Origin of the sequence: Caballeronia mineralivorans PML1(12) (genome assembly GCF_001028175.1) — a bacterium.
In the GTDB taxonomy this organism is placed as follows: domain Bacteria; phylum Pseudomonadota; class Gammaproteobacteria; order Burkholderiales; family Burkholderiaceae; genus Caballeronia; species Caballeronia mineralivorans.
Window position 1 is genome coordinate 14728 of record NZ_AEJF01000122.1, and the last position, 21096, is coordinate 35823.

The 21096-nt window shown below is 60.0% G+C and carries 19 protein-coding genes; 16 read left to right on the forward strand and 3 right to left on the reverse strand.

Annotation, left to right across the window (positions count from 1 at the left end):
- Positions 1-7: 7 nt before the first annotated feature.
- Positions 8-922 (reverse strand): LysR family transcriptional regulator, encoded by a 915-nt coding sequence (locus EOS_RS19360; protein WP_047848296.1) that lies wholly within the window; start codon positions 920-922, stop codon positions 8-10.
- Positions 923-1061: 139 nt separating this feature from the next.
- Here EOS_RS19360 and EOS_RS19365 point away from each other — a divergent pair, with 139 nt between their 5' ends.
- Together EOS_RS19365 and EOS_RS19370 are read left to right on the forward strand one after the other, a co-directional pair.
- Positions 1062-1616: an ester cyclase gene (locus tag EOS_RS19365; RefSeq protein WP_047848297.1), complete on the forward strand. Its 555-nt coding sequence runs from the start codon at positions 1062-1064 to the stop codon at positions 1614-1616.
- Positions 1617-1659: 43 nt separating this feature from the next.
- Positions 1660-2373 carry an SDR family oxidoreductase gene (locus EOS_RS19370; RefSeq protein ID WP_047848298.1) on the forward strand — a complete coding sequence of 238 codons (714 nt, stop codon included), beginning with the start codon at positions 1660-1662 and terminating at the stop codon, positions 2371-2373.
- 33 nt (positions 2374-2406) lie between these two features.
- Here the strand turns inward: EOS_RS19370 and EOS_RS19375 are convergent, their stop codons facing one another.
- Positions 2407-3339 (reverse strand): LysR family transcriptional regulator, encoded by a 933-nt coding sequence (locus EOS_RS19375; protein WP_047848299.1) that lies wholly within the window; start codon positions 3337-3339, stop codon positions 2407-2409.
- Between the two features lie 104 nt (positions 3340-3443).
- Here EOS_RS19375 and EOS_RS19380 point away from each other — a divergent pair, with 104 nt between their 5' ends.
- From EOS_RS19380 to EOS_RS19445, 14 genes are all read left to right on the forward strand, one after another.
- A complete protein-coding gene (locus EOS_RS19380; RefSeq protein ID WP_047848300.1) occupies positions 3444-4604 on the forward strand; it encodes an alkene reductase in 1161 nt (386 codons plus the stop codon).
- A gap of 84 nt (positions 4605-4688) precedes the next feature.
- Positions 4689-5483: an SDR family NAD(P)-dependent oxidoreductase gene (locus EOS_RS19385; protein ID WP_047848301.1), complete on the forward strand. Its 795-nt coding sequence runs from the start codon at positions 4689-4691 to the stop codon at positions 5481-5483.
- Positions 5484-5917: 434 nt separating this feature from the next.
- Positions 5918-6844, forward strand: coding sequence for an alpha/beta fold hydrolase (locus tag EOS_RS19390; protein ID WP_082163434.1), 927 nt, complete (start codon positions 5918-5920; stop codon positions 6842-6844).
- Complete coding sequence (locus EOS_RS19395; RefSeq protein ID WP_047848302.1) at positions 6841-7407, forward strand: methyltransferase family protein; 567 nt, start codon at positions 6841-6843, stop codon at positions 7405-7407. The genes EOS_RS19390 and EOS_RS19395 overlap by 4 nt, the downstream gene beginning before the upstream one ends.
- Before the next feature lie 17 nt (positions 7408-7424).
- A complete protein-coding gene (locus EOS_RS19400) occupies positions 7425-8687 on the forward strand; it encodes a glycosyltransferase (protein WP_047848303.1) in 1263 nt (420 codons plus the stop codon).
- Positions 8688-8763: 76 nt separating this feature from the next.
- A complete protein-coding gene (locus EOS_RS19405; RefSeq protein WP_047848304.1) occupies positions 8764-10332 on the forward strand; it encodes a DHA2 family efflux MFS transporter permease subunit in 1569 nt (522 codons plus the stop codon).
- Positions 10333-10342: 10 nt separating this feature from the next.
- A complete protein-coding gene (locus EOS_RS19410; RefSeq protein ID WP_082163433.1) occupies positions 10343-11335 on the forward strand; it encodes a glycosyltransferase family 2 protein in 993 nt (330 codons plus the stop codon).
- A 2-nt stretch (positions 11336-11337) separates the two neighbouring features.
- A complete protein-coding gene (locus EOS_RS19415) occupies positions 11338-12903 on the forward strand; it encodes an efflux transporter outer membrane subunit (protein ID WP_047848305.1) in 1566 nt (521 codons plus the stop codon).
- Positions 12904-12906: 3 nt separating this feature from the next.
- A complete protein-coding gene (locus tag EOS_RS19420) occupies positions 12907-14010 on the forward strand; it encodes an HlyD family secretion protein (RefSeq protein ID WP_053063972.1) in 1104 nt (367 codons plus the stop codon).
- 73 nt (positions 14011-14083) lie between these two features.
- Positions 14084-15145, forward strand: coding sequence for a dTDP-glucose 4,6-dehydratase (gene rfbB / locus EOS_RS19425; RefSeq protein WP_047848306.1), 1062 nt, complete (start codon positions 14084-14086; stop codon positions 15143-15145).
- A 29-nt stretch (positions 15146-15174) separates the two neighbouring features.
- Complete coding sequence (rfbA, locus tag EOS_RS19430; RefSeq protein WP_047848307.1) at positions 15175-16068, forward strand: glucose-1-phosphate thymidylyltransferase RfbA; 894 nt, start codon at positions 15175-15177, stop codon at positions 16066-16068.
- Entirely contained in the window at positions 16053-16604 is a 552-nt protein-coding gene (gene rfbC, locus EOS_RS19435) for a dTDP-4-dehydrorhamnose 3,5-epimerase (protein ID WP_047848308.1), read from the forward strand. The genes rfbA and rfbC overlap by 16 nt, the downstream gene beginning before the upstream one ends.
- Before the next feature lie 10 nt (positions 16605-16614).
- The gene (gene rfbD, locus EOS_RS19440; RefSeq protein ID WP_047848309.1) at positions 16615-17508 is read left to right on the forward strand and encodes a dTDP-4-dehydrorhamnose reductase; all 894 of its coding nucleotides are present in this window, start codon (positions 16615-16617) and stop codon (positions 17506-17508) included.
- Between the two features lie 582 nt (positions 17509-18090).
- A complete protein-coding gene (locus tag EOS_RS19445; protein ID WP_200908670.1) occupies positions 18091-19050 on the forward strand; it encodes an alpha/beta hydrolase in 960 nt (319 codons plus the stop codon).
- A 370-nt stretch (positions 19051-19420) separates the two neighbouring features.
- Here EOS_RS19445 and EOS_RS19450 read toward each other — a convergent pair whose 3' ends face one another.
- The gene (locus EOS_RS19450; RefSeq protein ID WP_047848310.1) at positions 19421-20782 is read right to left on the reverse strand and encodes an MFS transporter; all 1362 of its coding nucleotides are present in this window, start codon (positions 20780-20782) and stop codon (positions 19421-19423) included.
- Positions 20783-21096: the final 314 nt, after the last annotated feature.

A 21096-nucleotide genomic window follows, 5' to 3' on the forward strand; every position in this document is an offset into this window, starting at 1 on the left:
GCGCTCTTCAACGCTTGTCCCAGCGCCATGCCTCGCGCAAGCGTTGCCCCAGGAACTCGACGAAGACACGCACGCGCGGCGCGAGGTGCCGGTTATGCGGATAAAGCGCATGCAGCGGCGCGGCCGGCATGGAGTACCCGGGCAAGATCCGCTGCAGCCGGCCCGATGCGATGTCATCGCCGACGTCCCAGATCGACTTCAGCGCAATGCCGACACCATGCAACGCCCAGGCATGAGCTGCAGCGCCATCGTTCGTGATCAACGAACCGGTGACCCGCACCCCGATGCTGTCGTTGCCCTCGAAGCGCCATTCGGCGCGTGGCTGGTCGCCAATCAGAATGCACCGGTGGCGGCTGAGATCGTCGGGCTGAGTCGGTGCGCCATATCGCTCGATATAAGCCGGCGCCGCACATAACACGCGATAGTTCGGCGCGAGGGGGCGCGCGATCATCGAAGAGTCGGCGAGACTACCGAAGCGCACCGCCATGTCCAGGCTGCTGTCGAGCAGGTCGACGACCACATCGGTCAGGTCCAGTTGCACCGTCAATTGCGGATGAAGCTGCTGGAAATCCGCCATGATCGGCGCGATCCACTGGCGTCCCAGCGCGCCCGGCGCGCTCACTCTCAACAAGCCGCTCACCGCCTCGCGCCTGCGCGACATCAGCGTCTCGGCCTGCTCGACTTCAGCAAGGATCCGAAGGACCTGCTGATGAAACAGCACACCCTCCTCAGTCAGCGTCTGCCTGCGCGTGGTGCGCTGGATCAACCGCACGCCAAGGCTCTCCTCGAGCTGTGCAAGCCGCTTGCTGATCACCGCCAGCGACAGGTCGAGTTCCCGCGCCGCAGCAGACAAGCTGCCGGCTGAAACGACACGGACAAAAGTAACGAGGTTGGGCAGGTTATCGATCATGGTGACGGTCATTCTTCACGATTTAGAGAGGATGCATCTCTACCGACACCGTATTCCATCTGAAAACGGAAAGCTAGCATGAGAACTTCAGCGTGACGGCCGCCTTGACGCGTGTTCGTCTCCAACGCAATGCCTCTATAAGGAAAATCCAATGTCTTCCTCGCTATTTAGAAGTCGTATCGGTTCTTTCGCGCTTGCCCTCGTGGCTTTTGGCGCAACCGTGCCCGCGTTTGCTGCGACCGATGCCCTTGTTAAACCCGCCTCGGTCATCGTCGACCATAGCCTGCCTAAGGCGCAGGTTGCCGCGCAAATCCTGGCAGCGCGCCGCTACGACACCTTCTGGACCACCGGCGACGAAGCACTGGCACGCACCGCCCTCAGCCCCGCATTTATCGATCGAACGCTCCCGCCCGGCCGCCCGCAAGGCATCGACGGACCCCTAGCGGCATCGAAAATGGTGCACGCCGCCATCCCCGACATTCATTGCGACGTCGAACAAATGATCGTGGCCGGGGATAGAGTGGTCTCGCACCTGCACTTCACCGGCCACTTCACGGGAACGTTCAAGGACGTGCAGGGCAAGGGCCAGCCGATCGACTTCATTGCGACCGACATCTATCGCGTTGCCGATGGCCGCATCGCCGAGAATTGGCATCTGGAAGATAACCTGACCTTCCTGCAACAGCTTGGCGTTGTTGCAAAGTAAGGATAGCTATACAACTCTAAACACACCACAAGGAATCGACATCATGAACAATTTCGAATCGCAAACCGTGTTGATCGTGGGCGGAAGCTCAGGCATTGGCGCCGCTGCGGCGAAGGCCTTCGCCGCGCTAGGCGCCGACGTCACCATCGCCTCGCGTAACCAGGCGAAGCTGGACGCCGTTGCGGCAGATATAGGCGCGGCCGTGCGCACCGCCGTGCTGGACACCACCGACGAGGCCTCCGTGGAAGCCTTTTTCGCCAAGGCCGGACGCTTCGATCATGTGGTGATCTCGGCCGCGCAAACGCCCGGCGGTCCCGTGCGCGAACTCGCGCTAAGCGACGCCTACGCCGCGATGAACAGCAAGTTCTGGGGCGCGTATCGCGTGGCGCGTGCGGCGAATATTACTGAAGGCGGCTCGTTGACGCTGGTCTCCGGTTTCCTCAGCGTGCGTCCCAGCAAGAGCTCAGTGTTGCAAGGCGCAATCAACGCCGCGCTGGAAGCGCTGGCCCGTGGCCTCGCGCTTGAGCTGTCGCCGGTGCGGGTGAACACCGTATCGCCTGGGTTGATCGCGACGCCACTGTGGTTGAAGCTTGGCGAGCAGGCTCGCCAAAGCATGTACGAGGGCGCTGCCGCCCGCTTGCCCGCAAGACGGGTTGGCCAGCCGGAGGACGTCGCCAACGCCATCGTCTATCTCGCGAGCACGCCGTATGCAACAGGGTCCACCGTCCTGGTGGACGGTGGCGGCGCGATCGTCTGACGCGTGGATCATCGATCCAGCGCGCACCCGACTTCAGCGCACCGGATCGAGATACGCTTCCAGGTCACCCGATACTGTAGCGAAGCGCTCGATCAGGAAGTCGAGGAGCGCACGCACGCGTGGCGCCATGTACCGGCTACGTTGATACAGGGCGTGCACAGGAACATCGGGAGAACGCCACTCCGGCATCAAGATAGTCAGTCGCCCCGCTCGCAAGTCTGCCCCGATGTCCCACACCGACTTCATCACAATGCCGTAACCGTCGACGGCCCACTCGCGTGCGAGCGCGCCGTCATTGGTTTCGCGCGCACGTTCAAGAGGGACGGTAAAGGTCTCCGTCTCGTTGCCGCGGCTGAATCGCCATTCATTCGCAGACCCGGCCGCCGAGCTGAGCACGATGTAGTTGAACCGATCGAGATCCCGTGGATGTTCAGGAATGCCATGTATCGAAAGATACTCCGGCGATGCGCACAGCACACGCCGGTTCGGCGCCAGACGACGGGCAACGAGCGAGCTATCCGGCGGCACGCCGAAGCGGATGACAAGGTCGATGTCGTCCTGTACCAGGTTCGACAGGGAATCCGACAACGCCAAAGCAAACGTGACCTCGGGATACAGCACATTGAACTCATCGAGCCAGCCCTTGAGGACATGACGGCCGAAATCCGAGGTTGCCGACACCCTCAGCTTGCCGCGAACCACGCTTCGACCCGCCTGCAATGCTGCACGCGCGTCGTCGAGCGCCTGGATGGCCTGCTGACAATGGGCGAGATACATCCGGCCTTCTTCCGTCAGCCGTAACTGCCGCGTCGTGCGCTCAAAGAGCCGGGCATTCAGGCTCGCCTCCAGCTTCACCAGCCGTGCGCTTGCGGCGGCGGGCGACAGCCCCAGCTTGCGCCCCGCTGCCGACAGACCGCCCAGGTTCGCCGTTTCCACAAAAAGCCGGATGTCGCCAAGGTTCTCCACGATATTTCCGTTCTTTTTGAAAATGCTTCAAATCGTACACCCGTTATCAAAATGCACCGGGGTTTGCACAATGGCCACATCGTCAACCAACCCGGATCGCAATCATGTCGACTACTGCCGCGTCACTCGTTTCGCCTCTCTTCACGCCGACCGTCGTCGCCGGCCACACGCTCGCTCATCGCATTGTCATGGCGCCCATGACGCGTGCGCGCAGCACTCAGCCCGGCGATGTGCCCAATGCACTCAACGCCCTCTACTACGCGCAGCGCGCCAGCGCCGCGCTGATCGTGACCGAGGCCACCCAGATCTCGCCGCAGGGCAAGGGTTACTCCTTCACCCCTGGCATCTATAGCCCCGAGCAGGTCGCCGGATGGCGCCTCACGACCGATGCAGTCCACGCAGCCGGCGGCAGGATCTTCGCGCAGCTCTGGCACGTGGGACGCATGTCCCACCCGGACTTCCACGATGGTCGACTGCCCGTGGCCCCGTCCGCCGTTCCCTTCGACGGCCAGATCTGGAAGGTCGACCCGGTCACCGGCGTGGGCGCGATGGTGGCCAGCCCCACTCCGCGCGCGCTTGGCCGCGACGAGATCGCAGGCGTGGTAGCGGATTTTCGCCGGGCCGCACGCAATGCAATGGAGGCAGGTTTTGACGGTGTTGAAATCCACGGCGCCAACGGTTACCTCATCGACCAGTTCCTGCGTACGACGTCCAATCTTCGCACCGACGAATACGGTGGTTCGCGTGAGAACCGCCTGCGCTTTCTGAAGGAAGTCATTAATGCGGTAGCGGATGAGATCGGCGCCGATCGCACCGCTATTCGCCTCGCCCCGTTCCTGACCGCGCGTGGTATGAACTGCCCCGACATCCTGCCGACGATTCTCGAGGCGGCCGAATTCCTTCAGGCACGCGGCATTGCTTATCTGCATCTGGTTGAAGCGGACTGGGACGATGCACCGCAGTTCACTGAGGAGTTCCGCCAGGCCATCCGTGCCCGGTTCACGCGGCCGATCATTGTGGCCGGCAAATACGACGAGGCGCGCGCCGAATGGGTGCTGTCCAGAGGTTATGCCGACCTGGTTGCCTTCGCCCGGCCCTTCGTAGCCAATCCCGACTTTCCGCGCCGGCTTGCCGAGGGCCTGCCGCTCGCCGCCTTCGATAGCAGCACGCTCTTTGGTGGCGATGAGCGTGGTTACACCGACTATCCCGCTTTGCCGGAGGCAGAAATCCCGGTTGAGGCCAGTGACATCGCCGACGTTTGCTGAACGTCAATCCCTTCGCGGCCGTCGATGCCAGTCATCAAACTGTGCGCGACGCCAACACACATTCATCACTATAAGGAGCAGGACATGTTTGTTTATCGTGGCTCGACCGCCCTCATTACAGGGGCGTCGAAAGGACTAGGAAAAACCTTCGCAGAAGCGCTTGCCGCGCGTGGCATGAATCTCGTGCTGGTGGCCCGGTCCGGGGATACCTTGCAGACTCTGGCGGAGAACCTCACTGCCCGGTACGGCGTGCAATCCGTCGCGCTTAGCGTCGACCTCGCCCATCCCGACGCCGCCCTTCACGTTAGCGAGGAACTCGAACGACGCGGCATTCAGGTCGACCTGCTGGTGAACAATGCAGGGCTTGGGCTGACCGGCAGCTTCCTCTCCCACGATCTCAAGAAGAAACACGCAGAGATCCAGGTGAACGTCCAGGTGTTGGTCGCGCTCAGCCATCTGCTTGGCAGCGCGATGACAAGGCGTGGCCGCGGCGGCATCATCAACCTGGCATCGAACGCCAGCTTCCAGCCGCTTCCTTACATGGCCACCTACGCCGCGACCAAGGCGTTTGTGCTCTCCTTCAGCGAGGCGCTGCAATACGAGCTGGCCGGCACGGGTGTTCATGTGATGGCGGCTTGCCCAGGGCCAACGGCAACGAGCTTTTTCGATGGGGTATCGACCGATGTGTCCGCCAAGGACATGGATAGTTCGGAATCCGTAGTTAATAAGACGCTCGAAGCGTTCGACCGGAGGAAAGCCGTCGCCTACCCGGGACGGCCAAGCGTACGAGTCGCGACCTGGCTGTCGCGATTGCTTCCTCGAGCGCTTGTTGTCCGGATCGCGGCGATGGCGTCGGGAAAAATGGGACTCCACGGCTGAACGGTTTTGATTGCACGTGGAGCGTGCAAGGCGCGCTCCAGCCTTTTTACATTTCCATTCTTGCCCTGCGGCTGCCCCGGTCGCTTGCGCTTTAATCCCGGCCGTTAAACCGGCAAATCAGTCAAGCGCTTATCTCGACTACGCCGTTTCACCATACTTCATAATAGATCCATCCCTTTTTTCCAAAGGGATAAACGGCGTTACATTACCAATCCTTAACAAGGATGACCGATACAATATGTAAATATTTTTATTTTTTTATTTATTTTCCGATTCTTCATACCATATCGTATGCACAGGCTTCAGTATGCCTGCGCAATCAGAAAAACCACTTCTTCACTAATGGCATTCGCCGCCGGCAAATGTCAGGCGAAGCCGTGGACACGACCACCAGAATAACAACATTCCATTTTCCGAGCACGTTCGGGGGTTTTATGTCTATCAGGAAGACCGTACTCCGTTTGCCCAATTCGCTTTATGTGCAGGCCGAGCAGCACGTTTTTGCAGAAGGACGAGACAACGTCATTCTAGTCAACGGCGCGCTGGCAACCACCGCTTCATTCGGTCAAACAATCAAGTATTTGAGCGAACACTATAACGTCGTCTGCTTTGACCTGCCTTACGCGGGCCAGTCCCGACAGCACAATCCGCAAGAAGTTACCTTGACCAAGGACGACGAGGTCGAGATTCTTCTGCATGTCATTCGATGGTTTCAGCCGAAATTCCTATATTCCGTCTCGTGGGGCGGTCTAGCGTCGCTTCTGGCGTTATCGCATGAAAATACGAGCGTGGAACGCGCTGTGATTGGTTCATTCTCGCCTTTCCTGAATGACGCCATGATCGATTATGTCACCCGTGCACGCGATCACCTGAATGTCGGCGAAAACCTGCAAGCCGCCCATTTGCTCAACGATACAGTCGGAAAGCATCTCCCGCGCATCTTGAAACTTTTGAATTATCGCTACCTCACGGGCTTACCCGAGGAACAACAAGCTCAGGTTGCGTTTCATGCCGAGCAGATCCTCGCACTCCGGCCGGAAAGCTATGTTGACAAGCTCGTGAATATAAAGAGCCGGATCAAGTTCGTGAATGGCGAACTCGATGAATACACGACCACGCAGGATATCCGGACACTCGCGCGTTATATCAGACACGTGCAATTTGTCAGCGTGCCGGATACCGGCCATTTCCTCGAACTTGAAGGGCGGACTCAAGCGGCGGCCATGCGCGAGGAATTGCTCGATTTCTTCGGCACAGGCCGGGCTGGAGAGCAGCCGCGCGCCCAGACAACCGTTCTGCCGGCGCTTGCGCAAACGTTTGCTAGTTCGGATATGAATCTCGATCTCGGGAGCGGAACATGACCATTTACCACTCGATTGCCATTCTGTTGCCTTGGGCCGCGTGGCTTGCTTACTGGATGAAAGCTTCTTCCTGGGCCAAGCAGACCGTCAAGCGGGAAGACCGGCTTTCGCGGACGTTGCAGTCCATTCCGCTTATCGTGGGCTGCTTGCTGATCGTATGGCCGGACGCTTCGGCTTCGTGGAATAGCGCTAATGCCGGCTTCGATTTACGCCAATGGCTCGGCCTTGCCGTGGTTGTCGCCGGGCTGTCGTTTTCTGTTTGGGGACGCCGCCATCTCGGCTCCAACTGGAGCGTGTCGGTCACGCTGAAGGACGGGCACGAACTCGTGCGCAGCGGCCCCTATGCCCTCGTCCGCCATCCTATTTATTCCGGTTGTCTCCTGGCCATCGCAGGTTCTGCCCTCGTCTGCGCGGAACCGCGCGGCGTCATCGGCTTCGCGCTGATCTTCGCCTCGCTTGCCTACAAAGTGCGGGTTGAAGAACGATGGCTCTCGGAGTATTTCGGCGACCCTTATCGCACGTATCGCCGCGAAGTTCGCGCGCTCGTGCCCTGGCTGTATTAAGCGAGAGAGACATTTAAATGACACAGATCATCATCACCGCAATTGGATCGGCGGGCGACGTCCATCCGTTCATCGGCATTGCGCGCACGCTCGCGCAGCGCGGGCATCGCATCGTCTTTTGCACCCATCCGCAGTTTGCGGAACTGGCCGAGGACAATGGTTTTGTCTTCGTGCCGATCGGCACTTGGGACGAGTACGCGCGGGCCATGTCGAACCCTGCACTGTGGGATCCGCGCACGTCGTTCAAGACGCTGTGGAACCTGATCGCACCGTCCATTCGTCCTCATTTCGATGCGCTCGCTGCACTCACGACACCCGATACCGTGCTCGTCGGCTCGCTCTGGGCATTCGCCGCGCGGCTCATGCAGGAAGTGCACGGCACGCCGTATGTATCGGTGCAGGTCTCGCCCTCCACCCTGCTCTCCGCGAGCGCGCCGCCGACCCATAAGCGCCTCACCGTGCCCATGTGGCTGCCGCGCGCCGTGCGGGCAAAGTGCCTTGCGCTGATCGAGACGAGCGTGCTTGACAAGGCCTGTGGCCCCGCGCTCAACAACGTGCGGGCGACCCTCGGACTGCCGCCGGCAAGCCGTATCCTCGGCCAGTGGCTGCACTCGCCGGACGGCGTGTTGTGCCTGTTCCCCGACTGGTTCGCCCCGGCTCAGCCGGACTGGCCGCGTTATCACTTCATGGCCGGCTTTCCGCTGTTCAACGATGTCTCGACGCCAGCTATCGATAACGAACTGAGATCGTTTCTCGCTTCAGGCACGCGGCCGGTCGTCTTCACGCCGGGCTCGACCCAGATCGATCAGCGCGCGTATTTCGACGCGGTCGATGACGCCGTACGCCGCACCGGCGTTCGGGCAATCGTGCTCTCCCGCGAGGCGCGTGCCCGCTGGCCCGGCGACAGCAACCTGCTCGCCCGCGACTACGTGCCGATGTCCACGTTGCTGCCTCACTGCGCGGCCATCGTTCATCACGGCGGCATAGGAACGGCTGCCCTCGCATTCGCGGCGGGTATTCCACAAGTCGTCACGCCGTTTGCACACGATCAGTTCGACAACGCGCAGCGCGTGGCGAAAAGCGGTTGCGGACTGCGCATCGACGGTCCCGCGAGCGGCCGAGCGCTCGCAGCGGCAATCAAGCGCGTGACCACGGACCCGCAGGTCGCGCGGTATTGCGCACACTCCCGGCGGCTTCTCGACAGGTCTCCCAACGCGGGCGATATGGCGGCACGGTATATCGAAGACGTTGCGTGGCTCGGCGTCCAACGCGCGGCCTGAGCGCGCTCAGAGCGTCGCATGGACCTCGCATAGACCCTATATGCAGCCCTTCCCTACGTGAACAGCCCCGGTCTCCATGAACACCTTGAGCAGCGATGTCCCTAAAAGCGTCGGACCCCGCGCAGCGCCCTTGCGCGGGGCCTGGCTGGCTCTTCTGAGCTTTGCGCTGTCGCTCGCCACGTTTATCGAAGTGCTCGATTCGACTGTGACGAACGTTGCCGTGCCGTCCATTGCGGGGAGCCTCGCGGTATCGAATGCTCAAGCGACCTGGGTGATCAGTTCGTATTCGGTGGCGGCAGCGATCGCCGTGCCGTTGACCGGCTGGCTCTCGCAGCGCTTCGGCGACGCCCGTCTGTTCGTCTGGTCTGTGCTGCTGTTCACGCTTACCTCATTGCTGTGCGGCATCGCGAGCAACCTGGAGATGCTGGTCCTGTGCCGCGCGATGCAAGGCCTGTGCTCAGGCCCCATGGTGCCGCTTTCGCAAGCCATCCTGTTGCGCTCCTTTCCGCCCGAGAAACGGGTATTTGCACTCGCGTTATGGGCCATGACCGTGCTGCTCGCCCCCATCTTCGGGCCGGTGCTGGGCGGCTGGATCATCGACCAGTTTTCCTGGCCCTGGATCTTCTTCATCAACCTCCCTATCGGACTGTTCGCGTTCGCCGCCTGCACGGCGCTCCTGCGGCGCGACCCGCCAAGCCGGAAACAACCGCCCAAGGATCTGGTCGGCATAGCGTTGCTCGTGGTCGGCGTCGGTGCGCTTCAGGGTGTGCTGGACCTTGGCCGCGAACACGGCTGGTTCGACTCGCCGCTGATCATCACGCTCTCGATCGTTGCCACGCTCGCGCTGCTGTCGCTGCTGATCTGGGAGTCGGCTGAGCCATATCCCGTCATCGACCTCAGTCTCTTTCGCGATCGCGCATTTTCATTCGGCGTTGCCGTCATCTCGCTCGGCATGGTCAGCTTCTCCGTCATCGGCGTGATCTTTCCGCTCTGGATGCAAACCGTGATGGGTTATACGGCCTTGCAGGCGGGCATGGCGGTCGCGCCGCTGGGCATCCTCGCGCTCGTGTTCTCCCTCTTGATCGGCGTGTTCCTTGACCGGCTCGACGCGCGCTTCGTGACGTCGTTCGGATTTCTCGTGTTCTTCGCCGTGCTCTACTGGGACACGCATTTCACGCTGAGCATGTCGTTCTGGCAGATCGTCACACCGACGTTCATTCAAGGCATCGGCCTGCCGTGCTTTTTCATCCCGCTCAGCGCGGTGACCCTGTCGCGCATCTCCGATGAAAAACTCGCTGCGGCATCGGGCATGTCGAATTTTCTACGGACCTTGTCGGCAGCACTCGGCACGGCATTAAGCGTCACGTGGTGGGATAACCGTGCCGCGCATCATTACGGCACGCTGGCGCAGTCGGTCACGCACGAGTCTCTCGGCACGGGGCAGTTCTCCCGCGCGTTGCAGAACATGGGACTCGCGGGCGACCGCAATCTTGCTGCGATCCGCCAGGTCGTGCAGCAGCAGGCATACATGATGGCGACCAACGATCTCTTCTACGTTGCGAGCCTTGTATGCCTGGCGCTGGCGGCATTGATATGGACCACCAGACCGTGGCGCGGCATATCGGCCGCGCGGGTCGGGCACTGAGGCGTTTCCCATGTCCGCAACCAACGTCGTTCTTTTCAAAGTCGATAGCGCGAGCAGTAAAGCGGCCCGCGAAGCGCCCGTGCTCGGCGCACTGGTGGTGCTTTATAAACCGACGCCCGGGCAGTTGCGCAACCTGATCGACCTGCGCGCACGGTGCGGTGTGTTGCTTGCCGTCGACAACTCGCCGGCCGCCAACACCTCCAACGTCGGTCTGCTTGGCGATCACGGTATCGACTATGTGTTCAACGGCAATCGCGGCGGCATTGCGGGGGCCTATAACCGCGGGCTGGCGCGACTGTTCGCGCAAGGTCTCGATGCAGTTGTGCTGTTCGATCAGGACTCACACACGAGCGCCGATTATTTTCCGGTGATGCGCGCCTCGTGCGCCGCGCTCGGCGCACGTGCCTTCGCGATCGGTCCGAGAATCTACGATGAAAACGCCCGGCGCTTCCTGCCGCAGCTCTACAGCAATGGCTTTTACGTGCGCACGCTAATGTTCCCTGAAGGCACAGCCTTGCAGCCCTGCTCGTTCCTTATATCGTCGGGTTCTGTCATTTCGCGGCTCGCTTATGAACGACTCGGCTCCTTCACCGAAGCCCTCTTCATCGATCATGTGGACACCGACTATTCGATGCGCGCGCTGGTGCGCGGCGTGCAGTTTTATGTCGAACCGAGGCTCGTGCTCTCGCATCGGATTGGCAACAAGCGGGAACATCGGCTGGGACCGCTGCGCGTCACGTCGATGAATCACCCGCCCATGCGCCGGTACTACATGGCGCGCAATGGCATGCACCTGAGCATCAAGTATTTTCAATCCTTTCCGGTCGCCCTCGTGCCAAATTTCATTACACTCCTGCAGGTCTTGCAGATCTCGCTGTTCGAGTCGGACAAACGCGCGAAGTTATCGAGTATCGGCTGCGGTCTGGTCGACGGGCTGCTGGGACGACTCGGCCCGCTGGAAGCCACGCGGCCGCGCCTCGCCGCACGCATCGCGCGCGGCTAAGGATGAGGATCAACGCCATTCGCTCCGCGCAGGTTTGCAAACGCATCGGCGTGGTTGCGCTCGGTTTGCTCATCACTCTATTGAGCGGTTGTGCGGACACGACACTCCGTAACCCGCTTGCGATGCGCACGCCGCCGGCTGAACTGCTTCCGAACGCAGCAGCGGACGCCAACGGCTCATGGCCACAAACGAACTGGGTTGCATCGTTCCACGACAGTCAACTGGATACGCTAGTCGCCGAAGCGTGCTCGGCTAATCCCGACATCCAGATAGCAAGCGCGCGGATCGCGCAGGCCCAATCGCAACTGGACCAGTTCGGTGCGAGCGAGGGACTGACAGGCACGGCCATGCTGTCCGCCTACAAAGCCCGCATGCCTGAAATCAACGGAGCGGCGAGCGTCGATGTGCAGGGTACCACCGTCCCGATCAACCTGTTCAGCGATCCCTGGGTGTCGCCTGGGAGCGCGATCGTCGGTGCGAACTATGAACTCGATTTGTGGGGGAAGAACGAAGCGCTCACGCGTTCGCTTCTGTCTTCGCGCGACGTCGCACGTGTCAACGCGCAACAGGCCCAACTCACGATCGTGACGTCGCTGGTCACGTTGTATGGACGCCTGGCAGGAGACTATGAACGCCGCGATCTCATCGACGCCAAGCGCCGCGTTGCGACCGAACTCGACGCTATCCGGCGCGAGCGCCAGACGCGAGGCATGGACAACACCTACGACATCCAGGCTACGCGCATAGAGCAGGCCACGTTGCAGGCGCAGGCGTTGCAGATCGACGATGCAATCAGGCAGACGCAATTGCAGATAGGCATCCTGGTTGGCGCAGGTCCCGAACGTGGTCTAGCCTTGCAGCGGCCAACGCTGGCAAGCACCAACGAAGAAGCCGCCCTGCCGCCAAACCTGCCGCTCGACCTGCTGGGACGCCGCCCGGATATAGTCGCCGCCCGGCTGCGTGTTGAAGCCGCGACGGCGAAGATCGCTGTGACACGTGCGTCGTTTTATCCGAACATCAATCTGTCGGCGGCAGGCGGACTGTCGTCGCTATCTATCAGCTCGCTGTTCTCCAGCGCGTCGGCATTCTTTGCGCTAGGACCCGCCGTCACCCTGCCGATCTTCGAGCGCGGCCGCCTGCATGCTCAGCTCGACGGCGACTATGCGCAGGCAGACGAAATGATCGCACTCTACAACCGCACGCTCAATGAAGCGCTGACGGACGTCGCCCGGTCCATCCTGGCAACACGCAGCACTGCCGCACTCATTAACGAGCAGCAGGAAGTGGTGAGCGCGCGCAAGCACCTGGCCTCAGTCGCTGCGGACCAGCATCGTCGCGGCCTTGTTCGCCAGACCGAGGTGCTCCAGCAACAGAACGCACTGCTCGACGAACGGCTTCGTCTCATAGACCTCACGACACGCCGGCGCGACGCAAAAGTCGCGCTGATCCGCTCGTTGGGCGGTGGCTTCGAAGCGATGCCCGCGCAACAAATCAAGTCCTCGTCGACCGAGTCCGCCAACCGGACATCCCGTGAAAGATCACCTTCCATTCCTCCTTCGTCCAGCTAACGCATGAGTACAGAAAACCTGCTTGACGATCGAACGTCGACCGTGGCGCCGCATCGGAAAAAAATCACGCGCCGCAACCGGCTGTTCCTGCTGCTCTTCGGCACAGCGCTGTTGCTCGCGCTAGCCGCAGGCGTGCACTGGTGGACTGTCGGCCGCTATGTGGAGGAAACCGACAATGCGTATGTCGGCGGCAATGTCGTGCCGATTGCCGCTCATGCAGCCGGCACTGTGCGCGAAGTCACCGTCGGCAATACGCAATACGTGAAGGCGGGGCAAGCGCTCGTGCTTCTCGACGATACCGACGCACAAGCCGCACTAACTCAGGCGCAAGCGCGCCTCGTCCAGGCTAAGCGGCAGGCGCGCAGCGCGACCTATTCGAACGCGATGTACGCAGCCGCCGTCGACGCCCGCACGGCCGAACTGAAGCTCGCCGAACAGATGCTCAAGGCCCGTTCCGGGGCGAGCGTTGAAGTGGTGTCGACAGAAGAATTTGCACGCGCGACGGAATCCGTCGCGCTCGCACGAGCGAACCTTGCCTCGGCGCAAAGCCAGTTAGCCAGTGGCCTCGCAATGAGCGGATCAGGACGAGTAGAAGACGATCCCGCCGTGGTCCAGGCAGAGCAGCAAGTGAAGCTTGCACAGGTCGCGGTAACGCGGACCCTGATCGTTGCACCGGTCGAAGGCAGCATCGCCCAGCGCTCGGTCGAGGTCGGGCAACCGGTCAACGCGGGTGTCCAGCTCATGACGGTCGTGCCGCTCAAGCACTTATGGATACAGGCAAATTTCAAGGAGGGACAAGTCCGGAATTTGCGGATCGGTCAGCCCGCAACGATCGTCTCGGATCTCTATGGTTCGAGCGTCAAGTTTCACGGCCGGATCGGTGGATTGTCGCCGGGAACAGGCAGTGCCTTTTCGATGCTGCCTCCGGAGAACGCAGCCGGAAACTGGATCAAGGTCGTGCAGCGTGTCCCGGTACTCGTGCTGCTGGATCCCGCGGAACTGGCCGGGCATCCGTTGCGCGTGGGGCTCTCCACAACCGTCGAGGTAGACACGCACGATCTTGCCGGCAAGCCGGTCAGTGCCGCCGACACCGCATCGATCCGTTAAATGAACTCATGTGTGGTTCCGCTTCGAACATTCCGGTCAGCTTGCCGACCATTCACTACTTGGAACACGTCAAATGATCCTGGTCACCGGCGGTGCCGGTTTTATTGGAGCGAACTTCATTCTTGACTGGCTGCGGACATCGGACCAGCCCGTTCTGAATGTAGACAAGTTGACCTACGCGGGCAATCTGCAGACGCTGTCGCCGCTGCGGGACAACCCCAGGCACGTCTTCTCTCAAGTCGATATCTGCGACCGGATCGCACTCGATGGTTTGCTGAAGCAGCACGCGCCACGTGCGGTGCTCCATTTCGCAGCGGAAAGTCATGTCGACCGGTCGATTCATGGACCTGGGGATTTCGTGCAGACCAATCTGGTAGGTACCTTTACGTTGCTCGAGGCCGTACGTTCTTATCTGCACACGCTCAGCGAGGCAAGCAAAGCCAGATTCCGCTTCCTGCATGTTTCGACAGACGAAGTGTACGGCTCGCTATCGGCCACCGATCCACAGTTCTCCGAAACTATGCCCTATGCACCGAACAGTCCGTATGCCGCGACGAAGGCCGGATCGGATCATCTGGTTCGCGCGTATCACCATACGTACGGTTTGCAGACCCTCACCACTAACTGCTCCAACAACTATGGCCCGTACCAGTTCCCGGAGAAGCTGATCCCGCTGATGATCGCGAACGCACTCGCAGGCAAACCCCTGCCCGTCTATGGCGATGGCCAGAACGTGCGCGACTGGCTGTATGTCGGCGACCATTGCAGCGCGATTCGCGAAGTGCTTCAGCACGGCAAGCCTGGCGAGACGTACAACGTCGGCGGCTGGAACGAGAAAAAGAACCTCGATGTCGTGCATACGCTATGCGATCTGCTCGACCGGCTTAAGCCTAAGGCGAGCGGTTCGTATCGCAGTCAGATCATCAGCGTCAAGGATCGCCCGGGGCACGACCGACGCTATGCGATCGATGCACGCAAGCTCGAGCGTGAACTTGGCTGGAGACCGGCCGAGACATTTGAAACCGGATTGGCGAGGACGGTCCAGTGGTATCTCGACAATCAGGCATGGTCCGATGAAGTCGCATCCGGCGAATATCGGACGTGGGTTGAGACCCACTACGCACAGCGTGCGTGACACCAGAACATTATTAGGGGACTACGAAAATGGGACGGAAAGGTTTGATTCTCGCCGGCGGTTCTGGCACGCGGCTGTATCCGATAACGCATGTGGTATCGAAGCAATTGCTGCCCGTGTACGACAAGCCGATGATCTACTATCCACTGTCGACGCTGATGATTGCCGGTATTCGCGATGTGCTTGTCATCTCGACGCCGCAGGACACGCCGCGTTTCGAAGCCATGCTCGGGGACGGCAGCCAGTGGGGCATGAATATTCAGTATGCCGTGCAGCCCTCGCCCGATGGTTTGGCGCAGGCGTTCATCATCGGGCGCGAGTTTATTGGCAATGACCTGTCGTCGCTGATTCTCGGCGACAACATTTTCTATGGCCACGATCTCGTCAGGCAACTGGAACGCGCGAACTCGCGCACGCAAGGCGCAACAGTCTTCGCTTACCACGTGAACGACCCGGAACGTTACGGCGTGGTGGAGTTCGATACGAACTTCCATGCGTTGTCGATTGAAGAAAAGCCGCTTAAGCCGCGCTCGAATTATGCGGTAACGGGCTTGTATTTCTACGACAACACCGTCTGCGATATTGCAGCCGATATCAAACCGTCGTCACGCGGCGAGCTTGAGATCACGGACATCAACTCGTATTATCTCGAGCGTGAAAAGCTCGATGTAGAAATCATGGGCCGCGGTTTCGCATGGCTCGATACCGGTACGCACGATTCGCTGATCGAAGCAGCGACCTTCATTGCGACGCTTCAAAAACGGCAAGGCTTAGTGGTTGCTTGCCCGGAAGAAATTGCCTACCGGCGTCAATGGATCGACGACGAGCAATTGCTCAAGCTCGCCAAGCCACTCGCTAAAAACGCGTACGGCCAATATCTGCTCAACCTTTCCACGGATCAAGTCGCATGGCCATCCAGGTAACCGCTACGGCGCTGCCCGAAGTCAAGATCATCGAACCGAAGGTCTTCGGCGATGCGCGCGGCTTCTTCTACGAAAGCTTCAATGCCCGTGAGTTTTCCGAGCAAGTGGAGACGGATGTCGCGTTCGTGCAGGACAACCACTCGCGTTCGGCACGCGGCGTATTGCGTGGGCTGCACTACCAGATCGAACATGCGCAGGGAAAGCTGGTGCGTGTAGTGGAAGGCGAAGTGTTCGATGTCGCCGTCGATATCCGCAAACGTTCACTGAACTTCGGCAAGTGGATCGGTGTGAATCTGTCGGCGGAGAACCATCGGCAAGTGTGGGTGCCGCCGGGTTTTGCACATGGATTCGTGGTGTTGTCCGAGCATGCGCAGTTTCTCTACAAGACGACCGACCATTGGTATCCCTTGCATGAGCGCGCCATTCTTTGGAACGATCCGGAGATTGGAATTGAATGGCCGATCGACTTCGAGCCGCTGCTCGCCGCCAAGGACGCAGCCGGCAAGCGCCTCTTGGATGCCGAACACTTCGTGTGAGGATCCCCGGATGATCGGCAACGGACAACGAACCATCCTGCTCACGGGCGTCAATGGTCAGGTCGGGTTCGAACTGGCACGCAGCCTGCAAGGGCTTGGCCGTGTTGTAGCGTTTGACCGCAGCAAGATGGACCTGACCGATCTCGACCAGATCAGGCGCATTGTCCGCGAAGTGAAGCCGGCGCTGATTGTGAATCCGGCTGCCTACACCGCAGTTGACCGCGCGGAGAGCGAAGCGGACTTGACCAAACGCATCAACGCGGAAGCGCCTGGCGTTTTGGCGGAGGAAGCGCGGCGTCTTGACGCCGCCCTTATTCACTATTCCTCCGACTATGTCTTCGATGGCTCGAAAGACGGCGCTTATGTTGAAGACGATATTCCGAACGCCTGCAATGTATACGGCAAGAGCAAACATGCCGGTGAACAAGCGATTGCCGCGTCGGGTTGCGCGCATCTTATTTTCCGAACGAGCTGGGTGTATGGTGCTCGCGGTAAAAATTTCCTGACCACCATGCTTCGCCTGGGCGCGGAGCGCGATGAACTGAACGTAGTCGCAGATCAGGTTGGCGCACCGACATGGTCCACAACGATTTCCGCCATGACGTCGAGCGTGCTGTCGCAGGCTTTGAGAGGCGAACAGAACTGGTGGGCGCAGTACTCGGGGGTCTATCACCTAAGCGCTTCCGGCGCGACTTCGTGGTGCGGTTTTGCTCAAGCCATCTTCGAACGCTCGCAGCTTGAGAAGACACCTGCGGTGAAGCCAATCGCTACGGCGTCGTACCCGACGCCTGCGGAGCGGCCCGCAAACTCCAGATTGTCGAACCGCAAGTTGACCGCGGCTTTTGGCCTGGAAGCCCCTGCGTGGAACGAAGCGCTGACGCTTTGCATGGCCGGTATGATTTGAAAGGCGCGGGAATCTTACGTCGCCTTAGATGTCCGTTACGTTCCTCACAGTCAAGCCCGGCGTCTCCCCACGGCCGTAACACTCACGACTTCGCGCTTTGGACGGCACCCGGCATCGGCTCGTTCTCCCAAGCCAGCCGTCGCCCCCTGGCACTCCACGAATCTAAGTAATCGCCGCCTACTTCCTAAGCCTTTGTCATCTTGAGTAAGGATATGGAAGCACTGCGAATTGATATTCTGCGTAAATCAAAAAACTCATTTGAGAACCAGCTAGACGCTCCTTTCGAGGTCAAATCCATAAGCTGTACAACTGTAAAACGCCGATAAAAAAGAGAAACAGAAAAAGCCGATGAATCGTCAACTATCGCTCGCAATACTTGCGTTATGCATTCCCCTCTGCCTATCCGCGCAAGCGGTCGAACCAGGAGTCACCGTGCCATCCGACAGTCAATCCAGCGCGACATCGCCTTGCCCCACGGGACCGTTGCCGGGCCCTCGTGGCGGCGGCGCCCTTCCGGGTCCTGGGGCTGGCCCTATCGCTGGCGCCGGACACGGTCCCATGCCCGGGATGCCCAAGATGATCATGTCCGCAACCATAGCGCCATCCGATACCAGCACAAGTACTATCCTTTCGCCCAACCCGTCGGATCAGATCGTGTGCGGAAAGACGCCGCTGAAAATGGTGCACGACGTGGTCTTCAGCGAACCGGTCTTGCCGAACGGCGCGAAGAAGAAACTGGCCATGGATATCCAGATTCCGGCGGGGCCGGGGAAGAAGCCACTAGTGGTCTACGTGACGGGTGGAGGTTTTGCTTTTGCGCCAAAAGAAAGCGCACTCAATCTCCGTACTTACGTAGCAGAGGCAGGCTTTGTTGTCGCCAGCATCCAGTACCGGACCGCCATGGACGGCGCGAACTATCGCGATGGCATCGCTGACGTCAAGTCCGCTATCCGATACCTGCGCGCCCACGCTGACGACTATGGGATCGACCCGGACAAGGTCGCCGTATGGGGCGAGTCCGCGGGAGGTTATCTAGCTTCAATGGCGGGGGTCGCCGGCAATGTAAAGACGTTCGACGCAGGCGACAATCTCGGGCAAAGCAGTGCGGTGCAAGCTGTCATCGACAAATTCGGTCCATCCGATATGTCGAAGGTCGCGGCCGACTTCGACGCCCGGTCGCAGGAAGCCTATTCATCGGCCGACAATCCGGTCGCTCACTATGTGAATGGCCCTTCGAGCACCCAAGGTCTCGTCGATGATCCGACAGCAACGACGACCGCCAATCCGGTGACCTATATCACCGCGTCCGATCCCGCCTTCCTGCTGTTCCACGGCAGCAAGGACCCGATTGTTTCGCCCAGCCAGACGCTGCTCTTGCATAACGCGTTGCTGCAAGCCGGTGTTCGAAGCAAACGGTACGTGCTGACCGGCGCGAGTCATGGAGATGTCGCCTTCCTCGGCGACGTCAAGTCCGCTCAGCCGTGGTCGACCAACGAAGTGATGGGAGTCATGGTTCGCTTCCTGAAGGACAATCTGGGCTAAGTGCAGTCAACCATCGCTTTAACGCCTAAGCCATTATTTAAAACTGTTCCGTATTTATACAAAGCCTTAGGCAAGTTCCTGCGCAAGGCGTCTGGACCAAGTCAGTAAGGAACCGATATATGTAGAAAGACATGTTTCACACAAAAACGCCTATGCTGGGTCTCGTCCTCGCCAGGTCCCCCTCGTCCGGGCGGGCGACGCTCCGTAAGCTTTTACCCGCGCCTTCGAGAGAGGCGCGGGGTTTTTTCGTGCATCTTGTGCGACCGCGGCAGGTCAACCGCCAGGCTATGCCGCGACTAAGGCGGAGATCGCCGCTCGGTTGGGACTGAGCTTGGACAAAACGGGCCAGCCCCGAAGCAAGCACCGCCCACTAGTGCGACATAGGCTGTATATCGCTGGCCTTGACGGGTGTGGATCGCGGTTGAACGGCTTGTTTGATCAGCAGCGCAATGCATGCCACCACTCCGGGTACTGCGACTACGGCAAAGATGCCGTCGAACGTGAAGTGCTGCCGGGTCAGTTCGGCGACCAGAAACGAGCCCGCGATGCCACCGAACCGGCCAATGCCAAGCATCCACGCAACACCAGTGCCGCGCCCCTGAGTGGGATAAAACGAAGCCGCCAGCGCAGGCATGGACGACTGTGCCGTGTTCATCAGCACGCCCGCGGCGAACACGACGAATATCAGCAAGCTGATATTCCCGACTGCGTGACCAATGCAATACACGCTGATAGCGGTCAATGCGTAACATGCCGCGATGATCTTGTTCGGATTGAATTTATCCATCAAGACGCCGCATAGCACGGCACCCACGCCGCCGAGCGGGAAGAGTGCGGAAATCAGCGTGGCGCGTTGCGGGCTCAAGCCCGCTTCCTTCAACAGAATCGGCATCCAGTTGATCGACGCGTAGAAGATGACGAGTCCCATGAAGTAGGTCAGCCAAAGCATGATCGACCCGACGATGTACTGCCGAGACAACACAACCTGAATGCCGCTTTTTCCGGGAACAGCCTGGGCATGTTCCGTCATGACAAACGAAGCAGCATTGGCAGCGCTACGACCGATGCGGCTAAGCGTTGCACGAATCTTTTCGACAGGATGCGCACGGGCGACCCGGTAACGAACCGATTCCGGAAGGGCGATCAGCAGCACGACCGCGAGCAGCAGCGGCGTAATCCCACCGAACAGCAGGACGCTGCGCCATCCGAAGGCGGGGATCATCCAGGCCGCGAGAAAACCGCCGAATGCTGCCCCAAGCGGAAAGCCGCAGAACATCAGGTTGATCAAGGTTGCACGGCGGCGATCGGGGCAAAACTCGCTCATGATCGTCACCGCGTTCGGCATGGCGGCGCCTAGCCCGAGTCCCGTGATGAAGCGCAACGCGGTCAAATGAGCCAGGTCCCCGGAGAAAGAGGAAGCCAGGCAAGCGACACCAAAGATCACGACCGAGGTGATGAGAAGGATGCGGCGTCCCAGGCGATCAGAGAGCGGGCCGGAAAGGAGCGCGCCGAACGCCAGTCCGAATAATGCGGCGCTCAATACCGGTGCGAGCGCCGGCCGGCTGATGTTCCATTCGGTGATCAGCGACGGTGCGATAAAGCCGATAGCGGCTGTATCGAATCCGTCCAGCAGGACGATGACAAAACACATCGCAAAGATCAGCCATTGGAACCCGCCGAACGGGTGCTCGTTGATGAAGGTTTGAACGTCAACTGCGGGACTCCTGCTCATGTCTCTTCCTTGTGTTTTGTTACGTCGTCTTCAAGCATGCCACACGACGTATGATTATTAGCCGCTCTCTTGGCGCCAGGCACACGAGATGGCCGGTACTGATGAAAACTGGCTAACCGGCAAAGCAGTCGGGCACTGCTGCCGGTTTGTTAAGTTTGTTAAGTCGCTTAGTAAGAGTCGCTCATTTAATTCGCTTGGTTAGTCAGCATATCCGGTCCTGCAAGCTCGCACGCACGTTGGAAACCCTAAGGCGATTGTGAAAATTCCAGGAGCCGCCGCGTATTTGCCGCTCTTTAGAACTTTAGAACGCGTGA